Origin of the sequence: Sphaerisporangium krabiense (assembly GCF_014200435.1) — a bacterium.
Lineage (GTDB): Bacteria > Actinomycetota > Actinomycetes > Streptosporangiales > Streptosporangiaceae > Sphaerisporangium > Sphaerisporangium krabiense.
The window spans coordinates 2,045,034-2,057,141 of sequence record NZ_JACHBR010000001.1 but is presented as its reverse complement, the minus strand read 5'-3'; the positions used below and the strand labels follow the sequence as shown (position 1 = coordinate 2,057,141).

Below are 12,108 nucleotides of genomic sequence, written 5' to 3'. Positions count from 1 at the left end.
CGCGTTCTCGGGAGCACGAATGACTCGTACCTCTGTCCGGCCCGGCATGGGCCGGCGTTCCTTCCTCCGCATCGGCGGCCGAGGCGCGGCCGTCGTGGCGGCCGGCTCGGCGGTCACCTGGCTGTCCGGGTGCGGCAGCGGCGAGACCGCCGCCTCGCCGAGCCGGCTCTCGGTGAAACTGGCCTGGATCCCGAACGTGGAGTACGCGGGCGTCTTCGTCGGCGTCAACGACGGCTTCTACACCAAGCAGGGCCTCACCGTCGACGTCCTCCCGGGCGGGCCGAACTCCGCGGTCGTCCCCATGGTCACCACCAACCGCGTCAACGTCGGCGTCGAGGCGATCCCGGAGAACGTCGCCACCGCCGTCGCCCGCGGCTCGAAGCTGAGGATCGTCGGCGCGGGGCTGCAGAAGAGCCCCGAGTGCTGGATCTCGCTGGCGGACAAGCCCGTCAAGAGCCCGAAGGAGATCGAGGGCAAGAAGCTCGGCATCACGCTGGCCGGCAAGAACACCGCGCTCGTGTTCATGAAGCGCAACGGCGTGGACGTCAGTAAGGTCACGCTCGTCCCGATCCAGTTCGACCCGGCTCCCCTCGCCGCCCGCGAGGTCGACGCCATCTGGGGTTTCGCCTCCAACCAGCCGGTGTCGCTGGCGCTGCGCGGGGTGGAGACGCACGTGATGCCGCTGGCCGACTACGGGTTCAACCGCATGCAGAGCGTCTTCTTCGTCTCCCAGCAGACGCTGGACGACCCCGCCGCCCGCGAGAACGCCCGCAAGTTCATGGCCGGCAGCAGGCAGGGCTGGGAGGCGGCGCTGCGCGACCACAAGCACGGCGCCGACGTCATCATCAAGAAGTACGGCGCCGACCTCGGCCTGAAGCTCGACGAGCAGATCAAGTCGCTCGACGCCATCGCGCCGTACGTCACCGGCGACGACGCCGCCGGCGGCAAGGGCCTCTTCTGGATGTCCGACGCCCTCATCCAGGAGACGATCACGAGCCTGAGCAGCATCGGGATCAAGCTCGACGCGTCGTTGTTCACGAACGAGCTGCTCGGGTGACCGGCCGCACCGGATCTGAGGAGAGAACAGTGCTCGAAACGGCGGCGACCGGCGACGCCACGGCGGACACGCGCGCGTCCGAAGGCATCCGCACCCAGGGCCTGACCAAGACCTTCGTGGACAAGGGGGCGTCGGTCGAGGCGCTCCGCGACTTCTCGTTCGAGTCCCGGCGCGGCGAGTTCGTCGGGCTGCTGGGGCCGTCGGGATGCGGCAAGTCCACGGTCCTGCGGGTGCTGGCCGACCTGGAGACCCCCAGCGGCGGGACGGTCACCGTCCACGGCCGCACCCCCCGGGAGCTGCGGGAGGGGCACGGCGTCGGCATCGCCTTCCAGGACGCCGGCCTGCTGCCGTGGCGCAGCGTGGAGGCCAACATCCGGCTCCCGCTGGAGGTGGCCGGCCGCCGCGACGGCGACACGGTCGCCGAACTGATCCGGCTCGTCGGCCTCAGCGGGTTCGAGAAGGCCAGGCCGTCGCAGTTGTCCGGGGGCATGCGCCAGCGGGTGTCGCTCGCCCGGTCCCTGGTCACCCATCCCGACCTGCTGCTCCTCGACGAACCGTTCGGAGCGCTGGACGACCTGACCCGCCAGCGGCTCAACTTCGAACTGCAGCGCATCTGGGCCGAGCGCGGCACGACCACCGTGCTGGTCACCCACGGCATCTCCGAGGCCGTGCTGCTCTCCGACACCGTGGTCCTGATGTCGCCGCGCCCTGGAACGATCCTGGACGTCGTCCGCGTCGACCTGCCGCGGCCGCGCACGCCCGAGATCCTGCACGACGCGGCCTTCCACGCCATCTGCGATGAGCTGTCGGAGAAGCTGTTCGCCGGCCACGGGGACGGGACGTCCCGGTGAGCGCCGTGGCCCGGGGCCTGCCCCTGCGCGCGCGGCACGCCGTCGCGCCGCTCCTGACCGTGGTGGTCGTGGGCCTCGCCTGGCAGGCGGCGTCGCTGACCGGCCTCGGGACGCTGGTGCCGTCGCCCGGCGAGGTGCTCGGGCAGATGCGGGACGACGCCGGCTACTACCTGCCGAACCTGTCCGTCACGATGTCGTCCGCGCTGCAGGGCTACCTGTGGGGCAACGGCCTCGCCATCGGCCTGGCCCTGTGCACGCTGCCGTTCCCCCGCGTCCAGGCCATGTTCGAGCGGGTAGCCGTCGGCGCGATCGCGCTGCCGCTCATCGCCATCGCCCCGATCCTCGCGATCACCTTCCGGGGCGAGGTGCCGAGCGTCATCCTCGCCGCGCAGGCCGTGCTCTTCACCACCCTGGTCGCCGCCATCCTCGGCCTCAACAGCGTGGACAGGACGTCGGTGGACGTGGTCCGCGCCTGCGGCGGCTCGGAGTGGACGGTGATCCGCAAGGTCCGGCTGCCCGCGGCGATCCCGAGCTTCGTCGGCGGCCTCCAGGTCGCGGCGCCCGCCGCCATCCTCGGCGCCATCATCGGCGAGTACATGGGCGGCACGCAGGGCATGGGCGTCGCGATGATCCAGGCCCAGGGCGCCTTCGACATCCCCCGCGCCTGGGGCCTGGCCATCGTGACCTCGCTGGTCGCCGCTGTGGCGTTCGTGGCGCTGCCGCTGATCGCGCGGACGGCGCTGCCGTGGACCCGCTCGATGGACACCGTGCTCGGGGCGCGGGCGGCCCGCCGCGGCCGGCGCGGCGGAGGCGGGGCCGCGCGCGCCCGGCGCGGCGTGCTCGCGGCGGCGGGCACGGTGGCGGGGGTCGCGCTCTGCTGGTGGCTGCTCGTCCTCGTGGTGCCGGGCGGCGGCGCGGTGGCGCGGGGCCCGGTGGAGGTCGTGTCCTACTTCCTGACCGGCGACACCCAGCTCGTCACCGCCTCGGGCGAGCCCGAGGATCCGCTGCCGTACATGTTCACGTCGCTGCTGCAGACCGTCGGCGACGCCGGCGTCGGCTTCCTGGTCGGGCTGGTCCTCGCGCTGGCGATGGCCGTGGTCGCGCACGAGTTCCCGATGATCGAACGGGTGCTGATGCCCATGTCGATCGCGCTGCGGTCGATCCCGATCGTGGCCGCGATGCCGCTGCTGGCGCTCATCTTCGGCCGGGGCCTGCTGGCCGTCACCGTCCTGATCGCGGTGATGACGTTCTTCCCGATCCTCGTCAACGTCCTGCTCGCGATGCGGGCGGTGCCGCAGAGCGCCAAGGACCTGCTCACCGCGGTCGGCGCCGGCCGGCGGCACCACCTGACCAAGCTGCTGATCCCGTACGCGCTGCCCGCCCTGCTGGCCTCGGTGAAGATCGCGCTGCCGCTGTCCATCGGCGCGGCCATGGTGGCGGAGTGGCTCGCGACCGGCTACGGGCTCGGCGCGTCGATGACCGTCGCCGCGACCCTGTCGGACTACGACTTCGTCTGGGGCGGGGTCGCCATCGTCCTGCTCGCCTCGCTCCTGGCCTACCACCTGGCCGGCGCTCTTGAGGACTCCGCGCTCCGGCGCCTGGAGTAACCGACACATCCCAACGATTCACGTATCAGCAACTTCGAACAGCGTGGGAATTACTATGCCCAGAATTGTCCTGTCCAACGTCCGGGTGAACGGCGCGGGAGACCCGCAGGTCGTCACCGTCGCCGACGGAAGGATCCAGTCCGTCGGCGCGCAGGCGCCCGCCGACCTCGGCCCCGCCGACCACGTCGAGGACCTCGGCGGACAGATCCTCCTGCCCGGCTTCGTCGACGGCCACGCCCACGCGGACAAGAGCATGTGGGGCGAGCCGTGGGCCCGGCGGACGTCGGCGCCGATCACCATGGAGCAGATGTTCGAGGACACCCTGCGGCAGTGGGAGGCCACCACGACCCCGGTCGCCACCCGGGCGCGCGCCTTCCTGGACAAGTGCGTGACCTACGGGTCCACGTCCATCAGGACCTTCGCCGACGTGGCGCCGGAGATCGGCCTCGACGGCGTCCACGGCATGCTCCAGGTGCGCGAGGAGATGGCCGAGCTCACCGACCTGAGCATCGTGGCGTTCCCGCAGCTCGGCCTGCTCAGGAAGCCGGGCACCGCCGAACTGCTCGAACAGGCCCTGCGCGACGGCGCCGACGCGATCGGCGGGATCGACCCCGCGGGCGTCGACGGCGACGCGTCCCGCCAGCTCGACGTCGTCTTCGGCCTCGCCGAGAAGTACCAGGTGCCGGTGGACTTCCACCTGCACGAGTCCGGCGAGCTCGGCATCTGGCTCATCGAGCGGATCGCCGCGCGGGTGAAGGCGCTCGGCATGCGGCACAAGGTCAGCCTCTGCGACGTGTTCAGCCTGGCCGACCCGACGCCGGCGCAGCTCGCGCACCTCGGGTCGGTGCTCGCCGAGGCGGGCATCACCGTCGCCGTCGGCGTCCACGGGCTCCTGCCGGTGCCCGACGTCAAGGCCCTGCACGCGATGGGCGTGCGGATGTGCCTGGGGTCGGACTCATCGCGCAGCCTCTGGTCGCCGTGGGGCGAGGGCGACATCCTGTCCAGGGCGATGTTCATGGCCTACAAGTGCTACTGGCGCAGGGACGAGGACCTGGAGTTCGCGGTCACCATGGGCACGACCCTCGGCCGTCAGGCGCTCGGCTTCGAGGCGTGCGACCTCAAGGCCGGGGACGTCGCCGACCTCGTCGTCCTGCCCGGCGAGGCGATCGGCGAGATCGTCGTGGCGCCGCCGCAGCGGACGCTCGTCATGAAGCGCGGGAAGATCGTCGCCCGCTCCGGCGCCCTCACCGTCGGCGCGGCGCCCGGGTCGGGAAGGACGTCGTGACGCCCTCGGCGCGGCCGACGCCCGTCTACCTCGACTGCGACACCGGCGTCGACGACGCGCTCGCGCTCGCCCTGCTGCTGGCCAGCCCCGAAGCGGACCTGGTGGGGGTCGGCACGGTGAGCGGGAACACCGGCGCCGAGCAGGCCGCCGCCAACACCCTCGCCCTGCTGGCCCTCGCCGGGCGGGCCGGGGTTCCCGTGGCGGTCGGCGCGGGCAACGCCAGCGTCCCCGTGCCGCACATCCACGGCGCGAACGGGCTCGGCGACGTCCTGCTGCCCGCCTCGGGGGAGAGCCCGGCGGCGGAGAGCGCGGCCGAACTGCTGATCGGGCTCTCCCACACCCACGCCGGCCGGCTCCACGTCGTGGCGGTCGGCCCGCTCACCAACCTGGCCACTGCCCTTGAGCTGGACGGCACGTTGCCCGAGCGGGTCGCGAGCGTGACCGTCATGGGCGGCGCGGCGCGCAGCCCGGGCAACATCACGGCGGTGGCCGAGGCGAACATCGGCAACGACCCCGAGGCCGCCCGGCGCGTGTTCGCCGCGCCGTGGGACATCACGCTCGTCCCCTTGGACGTCACGCTGGTCAACCGGCTCACCGAGGACGACCGGCGGCGGCTGGAGGAGTCCGGGCGGCCCGTCGCCCGGACGCTGGGCCTGATCCTCAACCGCTACTTCGACTTCTACGTGTCGGTGTACGGCCTGCGCTGCGCCGCCCTGCACGACCCGCTGGCGGCGGCCCTGGCGATCGGCTGCGTCGAGCCGCTCCTCGCGCCGCGCGTGTCCGTCACCATCGACGACACCCACGGGCCGGGGCGCGGGCAGACGATCTGCGACCTGCGCGGCCAGTGGCGGGACTATCCGGAGCAGCCGGGCGTCCGCAGCCGCGTGGTCCTGTCGACGACGCAGCCCCTGGCCCCGATCCTGATGGAACGACTGCTCGCCCTGTAGGAACGGCCGACCGGCAAGGGAGCCGAGAATGCGCGACACGCTGACCGTCGTGGGAAGTGCCAACGTCGACCTGGTCGCCCGGGTGCCGGAGCTGCCCGCGCCGGGGGTCACCGCGGGCGGCGGCGTGCTGTCGCGGCACCCGGGCGGCAAGGGCGCGAACCAGGCCGTGGCGGCGGCCCGGCTCGGGGGGACGGTCCGGTTCGTCGGCGCCGTGGGCGCCGACGACGAGGGCCGGGGCCTGCTCGGGCGGATGGCCGGCATCGGGGTGGACGTCTCGCGGGTCCGGACCGTCGCCGAGCCCACCGGAACCGCGCTGATCATGGTGGAGGAGTCGGGCGAGAACCAGATCGCGGTCTGCCCGGGCGCGAACGCGCGCATCGATCTCGCGGGGGTGGAGTTCGGCCCCGGCGAGGCCGTCCTCACCCAGCTCGAGATCGACATGCGCGTCGTGCTCGACCTCGCGGAGAGGGCGCGGGGCTTCTTCGCGCTCAACGCCTCGCCCGCGACGACCCTGCCGGAGGAACTGCTGGCGCGCGCGGACCTGGTCATCGTCAACCAGTCGGAGTACGAGGCGATGCCGTCGCTGCGGAGAGGACGGCTCGTGGCCGTCACCTTCGGCGCCCGCGGCGCGGCGCTGCTCGACCACGGCGCCGAGGTGGCCCGCGCCGCGTCCCCGCGGGTGAGCGCGGTGAACAGCGTCGGAGCGGGCGACGCGTTCACCGCCGCGCTGGTCCTGGCCCTCGGCCGCGGCCTGCCCTACGACCAGGCGCTCGCGGCGGCGTGCGCCGTGGGCGCGGCCGCCGTCCAGGACCCGTCCTCCCAGCCGCCGCTGAAGCCGCTGGACGACTACGTCCGCGAGGTGCCAGGTCAGGGGCGGTCCTGAGGCTTGTCGCGCATCCCTCGGCGGCGCGCCTACAGTGGGTGTCCGTGCTCTACGGAAGGTCCGCGGAGGTCGGCGCGCTCGACGAGGTGATCGCGGGGGCTCGCGACGGCTCCGGCGGCGCGGTGGTGTTGCGGGGCGAGGCGGGGACGGGCAAGACCGCGCTGCTCGACGCGGCGGCGGCGCGCGGCGGCGCGATGCGGGTCCTGCGGACCACCGGCGTCGAGTCCGAGTCGGACCTCGCGTTCGCGGCGCTGCACCAGGTGCTGTGGCCGGTGACCGGCGCGCTCGGCGCGCTGCCCGAGCCGCAGCGCGCCGCCGTGCGCGCCGCCCTGGGGCTCGCGGCCGGCGGCGCGGGCGATCGGTTCCTGCTGGGGGCCGGCGTGCTCTCGCTGCTGGCCGAGGCCGCCACGCCGGACGGGCTGATCTGCGTGGTCGACGACTTCCAGTGGGTCGACCGGGCCTCGGCCGACGCGCTGCTGTTCGCCGCCAGGCGGCTCGGGACCGAACGCGTCGCGATGCTGCTCGCCGTGCGCGGGGACGCCCCGGTCAAGGGCGTGCCGCTGACGGTGGACGTGCGCGGCCTGCCCGAGCCCGCCGCGGCCGAGCTGCTGGAGTCCCGCCACGGCGGGCTGCACGCCCGGGTGAGACGGGAGCTCGTCACGCTGACCGGCGCCAACCCGCTCGCCCTGCGCGAGATCGCCGCCCGCCTGACGCCCGCGCAGCTCGCCGGGCGCGACCCGCTCCCCGACCCGCTGCCCGGCGGCGCCCGGCTCTTCGGCGATCGGGTCGCCGAGCTGCCGGCCCCTGTCCGGCAGGTCGCCCTGGTCGCCGCGGTCGAGGCCGATCTCGACCTGATCCTCCACGCCACCGACCGGCTGCTCGCCGGCCGACCGGCACCTCCTGGCGCGGACGCGGATCGAGCGGTCTCCTACGGACCCGGGACCGAGGCCGGGTTCGGGGCGGAGGCCGGAGCAGGGCGGGTGGCGTTGGGGGAGTTGGAGGAGTCCGGGCTCGCCGAGGTGTGCGGTACGAGCGTGCGTTTTCGTCATCCGCTCGTCCGATCCGCGATCCACGAGGCGGCCGCGCCCGCCGACGTCCGGCGGGTACACGCCGTCCTGGCTGAGCTGACCGCGGACGACCGCCGCGCCTGGCACCTGGCCGCCGCCGCCCTGGGGCAGGACGAGCGGGTCGCCGCCGCGCTGGTGGCCGCCGCGGAGCGGGCGCGCGACCGCGGCGGGTACGGCGCCGCCGCCACGGCACTGGCCAGGGCGGCCGAGCTGACGCCCGAGCCGCGCGCCCGCGCCGTCCGCCTGAAGGACGCCGCCGTCGCGGCCTGGCTCGGCGGCCGGCCGGGACAGGCGGAGTCCCTGCTGGCCGAGGCGCGCGAACGGGGCGGCGCGGACGCCGCCCTCGCCCTGGAGATCGCCCAGCTCCGGGGCCGGTTCGCGCTGAACTCGGGCAACGCCGCCGAGGCCGTGCGGATCCTCGCGGCGGGCGACGGCATGGACATGCTGGCCGACGCCTCGGAGGCGGCCGCGTACGTCGGCGACACCGCCGCCGTCGCCGCGCTCGGCCGCAGGGCGGCGGCGCACCCCGAGGGGTTCCTGCGCGACGCGGTGGCCGGGATCGGCCTGACCATGGACGGCGACGACGCCGGGCCGGGCCTGCTGCGGCGGGCACTGGCCCGGACCGGCGAGCTGGAGGACGCGGCGGGGTACCTGTGGGCGACGGCCGCGGCCAGCGCTCTCGGCGAGTCGGACCTGGCCGCCGAGATGGCCACCCGGGCCGGACAGGTGGCCCGGGTGTCGGGGATGACCGGGCAACTGCCGGTCGTGCTGGAGTTCGTGGCGACCGCCGAGCGCATCGCCGGGCGGCTGGCCCGCAGCGAGGCGATCTCCGAGGAGGGCCTGGCGCTGGCCCGGGAGGCCGGGTACGAGAACACGGTGGCCGCGCACCTGGCCAACCTGGCGGTGGTGGCGGCGCTGCGCGGCGAGGAGGAGCCCTGCGAACGGCAGGCCCGCGAGGCGCTGGCCATCGCCATCCCGCACCGGGTCGGATTGCGCGCGGGAGTGGCCGCGTACGCGCTGGCCACGCTCGACCTGTGCCTGGGCCGCTACGCGGCGGCACGCGACCGCTTCACGGCCATCGCCGCGGCCGGACCGGGCGCCGGGCATCCGACCGTGGCGTGGCGGGCCGCGCCGGACCACGTCGAGGCCGCCGTGGGCGCGGGCGACGAGGCGGGCGCGCGGGCGGCGCTGGAGGCGTACGAGCGGTGGTCGGCGCACGCCGCGACGCCCGAGTCCCGCGCGCTGCTGGCCCGCTGCCGAGGTCTGGCCGGGTCCTCCGACGACGCGCTCGCCGAGGCGCTGCGGCTGCACACCAACCCGTTCGAGGCGGCCAGGACGGCCCTGCTGCTGGGGGAGCGCCTGCGCCGCGCGCAGCGGCCCGGCGAGGCGCGGGCGCATCTGCGAACGGCGTGGGAGACGTTCGAGCGGGCGGGCGCCCGGCCGTGGGCGCGGCGCGCGCGGGAGGAGCTTCGGGCGGCGGGCGAGACCGGGCAGGCCCCGCCCGCGGCCGTGCTCGACGCGCTGACCCCGCAGGAACTGCGCATCGCGGGCCTGGTCGCCGACGGTCTGTCGAGCAAGCAGATCGCCGCCCAGCTCTTCCTGAGCCCGCGCACGGTCGAGTACCACCTGTACAAGATCTATCCGAAGCTGGGCATCGGCTCCCGTACGGATCTGGCGCGACTGGTAGTTCTACAGAAGGCGCCCGTGACCTGAGACGACATGCTGAGGGACATGCGAAAGGTCACCATCTGGAGTGAAGAGTTCGGCGCCGAGACCGACGCGCCGATCCTGTTGATCATGGGTTCGATGTCGCAGGGCGTCCTGTGGCCGGACGAGCTCGTCGGACGCCTGACCGCCGGGGGCCGCCGGGTGGTCCGGTACGACCACCGTGACACCGGCATGTCGGGCACGGTCGACTTCGCGGCAGAGCCGTACACCTGGGACGACATCAAGGACGACGTCTACCGGGTGATGGACGCCCACGGACTGGCGAGCGCCCACCTGGTCGGCCACTCGGCGGGCGGCCTGCTCGGCCAGTTCGCCGCCGTGGAGCGGCCGGAGCGGGTGCGCTCCTTGACCGTCATCGCCTCCTCGCCGCTCGGCGGCGGCGAGGGCGAGGTGCTCGTGCGCGCCCTGACGGGGCAGCCGCAGCCGGAGGGCGCCCTGCCGGAGCCGGCGCCGGAGTTCGTGGCCTACTACCGCGGGCTGATGGCCGCTCCGCCGCCGCCGGACCGGCGGGCGCTGATCGACGGCATGATCGCCGAGCAGCGCGTGCTGCACGGCACCGGGCTGCCGTTCGACGAGGACGCGGCGCGGCGCCTGCAGGAACGGATCCACGACCGGGCCCGCGACCTGGCGGCGGCGGGCAACCACCGGCTGGCCGCCATGGCCAAGCCCGGCTTCGAGCCGGTGGACGCGCTGCACCGGGTGAAGGCGCCCACCCTGGTCATCGAGGGCGATCACGAGCCGGTCAAGCCGGGCCACGGCGCGGTCATCGCCGAGCGGATCCCGGGAGCGCGGCTGATGATCGTGCCGGGCATGGGGCACACGCTGCCCCCCGAGGTCCACGAGGAACTGGCCGCCGCCATCCTCGCGCACACGGCCGAGTGACCTCCTAGGAAGCGCGGCGGAGGACTCCAGGCCCGGCGCTCGTTCTCGCCATGGCCACTCTCCTCCGGAGCCGTGCCCGGAGGAGAGTGGTTATCCGTTGAACGGACATATGTACGTATCCGATTGACTGTCGATATGTAGGGCTTTTACATGTTTCGAGGGGATTGACGGGGGGTGACGGCTATCTTAAGCTCGTCCGCGCACCGACAGACGGACAAGTGTCCGTAGAGCGGACAGGCTGCCAGGGAGCGAGGCAAGGAAAGATGCGAACGACTGATGCGGACGTCATCGTCATCGGTGGCGGTCCCTCCGGTGCGACCGTCGCGGCCGAGGCCGCCAGGGCCGGGGCGCGTGTGATCGTTCTGGAGAAGCGGGAGGGTGACAGCCCGTCGCGGGCCGGCGTCATCCAGCCGCGCGTGCTCGAACTCCTCGACGCGCGGGGGCTCATGGGACGGTTCCGCGAGGCGGCGAAGGAGTGGCGGCCCGACTTCGAGGTCCCCCGGTACATCTACGCCGGGCTCGTCGGCCTGCGTTACGACCTGCTGGACAGCGCGCACCCGTACGCGCTCATCCTGCCGCAGACCACCACCGAGCATCTGTTGCGCGACTGGGCCGTCGAGTCCGGCGCCGACGTACGGCGCGGGGTGACCTACATCGAGCACACCGAGCACACCGAGGACGGGGGCGGCGTCACCGTCACCGCCCTCGACGCCGACGGGGCGACCGTCCGGCTCGGCGCCCGGTTCCTGGTCGGCGCGGACGGCGCGCGCAGCGCGGTGCGGACCCGGGCCGGCGTCCCGTTCGAAGGACGGGACGCGGAGATGACCGCGGTGTCGGTCGACGCCGACCTGACCTTCCCGTGGGCGGCGTCGATGCAGATGCGGCGCAACGAGAACGGCTGGGTGCTGGCCTATCCGTTCGGCCGGCGGACCACCCGCTTCATCATCGTGGCCGAGGCGCGGCGCACCGTGCCGCGCGGCGAGCCGGTGACGATCGAGGAGGTGCGCGAGAGCCTGCGCGCCATCTTCGGCGAGGACTTCGGCATCACCACCGCCAAGTGGCTGTCGCGGTACGGCGACACCCACAAGACGACGCCGTACCTGCACCGGGGCCGGGTGTCGCTCGTCGGCGAGTCCACCCGCGTCCACTACCCGGCCAGCGGCATCGGAATGAACTACTGCATCCAGGACGCCTTCAACCTCGGGTGGAAGCTCGGCCTGGTCGCCACCGGCGACGCCCCCGAGGCACTGCTGCGCACCTATGACGAGGAGCGGTATCCGGTGCTCCAGGACCTCATGGACGACGTCGCGGCCCAGTGCAAGCTGCACTTCGACTTCACGCCGGCCGGTCTCAAGCTCAAGGAGTTCTTCGAGGACGAGCTCATCCCCGTCCCCGAGGTGAACGCGATCCTGCGCGACAGGCTCAGCGGGTTCAAGACCACCTACCACCGGGAGGGCGACCCGCACCCGGCGGACGGCACCCGCGTCGGCGAGCTGAGCCTCGGCGACCGCCGCTACACCGAGGTCGCCGCCCGCAGCCTCTTCGTGCTCGTCGAGCGCGCGGACGGGGCGCCCGCCACCCGGCAGCCGCCGGACCGGGTCACCCGGGTCGTGGCCGAGGACCCCGGGTTCGGCCGGGAGCTGGCCGGCGCGTCCGCGGCCCTCATCCGTCCGGACGCCTACGTCGCGCGCGCCTGGGCCGCCGCCCCGTCCGACCAGGAGCTCAGGGCGGCCTACGACCAGGCCACCGGCCGTGCCGTCCGCGCCGAGCTCACGCTCGCCGGCCACTGAGAGACCACGGA

The 12,108-nt window shown here is 73.9% G+C and carries 9 protein-coding genes; all 9 read left to right on the top strand.

Going from position 1 to position 12,108, the window contains the following annotated elements:
- Window positions 1–19 precede the first annotated feature (19 nt).
- The 9 genes from BJ981_RS08880 (at window position 20) to BJ981_RS08840 (ending at window position 12,097) form a co-directional block, all read left to right on the top strand.
- Window positions 20–1,057, top strand: a complete 1,038-nt coding sequence (locus BJ981_RS08880; protein ID WP_184609774.1) for an ABC transporter substrate-binding protein — start codon at window positions 20–22, stop codon at window positions 1,055–1,057.
- A 29-nt stretch (window positions 1,058–1,086) separates the two neighbouring features.
- Entirely contained in the window at window positions 1,087–1,908 is an 822-nt protein-coding gene (locus BJ981_RS08875) for an ABC transporter ATP-binding protein (RefSeq protein WP_184609772.1), read from the top strand.
- On the top strand, window positions 1,905–3,515 hold the full coding sequence (locus BJ981_RS08870; RefSeq protein WP_184609770.1) for an ABC transporter permease: 1,611 nt from the start codon (window positions 1,905–1,907) through the stop codon (window positions 3,513–3,515). The genes BJ981_RS08875 and BJ981_RS08870 overlap by 4 nt, the downstream gene beginning before the upstream one ends.
- Before the next feature lie 55 nt (window positions 3,516–3,570).
- Entirely contained in the window at window positions 3,571–4,800 is a 1,230-nt protein-coding gene (locus BJ981_RS08865; protein ID WP_184609767.1) for an amidohydrolase, read from the top strand.
- Window positions 4,797–5,747, top strand: coding sequence for a nucleoside hydrolase (locus BJ981_RS08860; RefSeq protein ID WP_184609765.1), 951 nt, complete (start codon window positions 4,797–4,799; stop codon window positions 5,745–5,747). The genes BJ981_RS08865 and BJ981_RS08860 overlap by 4 nt, the downstream gene beginning before the upstream one ends.
- A 28-nt stretch (window positions 5,748–5,775) precedes the next feature.
- Entirely contained in the window at window positions 5,776–6,630 is an 855-nt protein-coding gene (locus tag BJ981_RS08855) for a ribokinase (RefSeq protein WP_184609763.1), read from the top strand.
- Window positions 6,631–6,674: 44 nt separating this feature from the next.
- A complete protein-coding gene (locus BJ981_RS08850) occupies window positions 6,675–9,410 on the top strand; it encodes a helix-turn-helix transcriptional regulator (RefSeq protein ID WP_184609761.1) in 2,736 nt (911 codons plus the stop codon).
- 18 nt (window positions 9,411–9,428) lie between these two features.
- Entirely contained in the window at window positions 9,429–10,307 is an 879-nt protein-coding gene (locus tag BJ981_RS08845) for an alpha/beta fold hydrolase (protein ID WP_184609759.1), read from the top strand.
- Window positions 10,308–10,570: 263 nt separating this feature from the next.
- On the top strand, window positions 10,571–12,097 hold the full coding sequence (locus tag BJ981_RS08840; protein WP_184609756.1) for an FAD-dependent oxidoreductase: 1,527 nt from the start codon (window positions 10,571–10,573) through the stop codon (window positions 12,095–12,097).
- The last annotated feature ends 11 nt before the right edge of the window (window positions 12,098–12,108 follow it).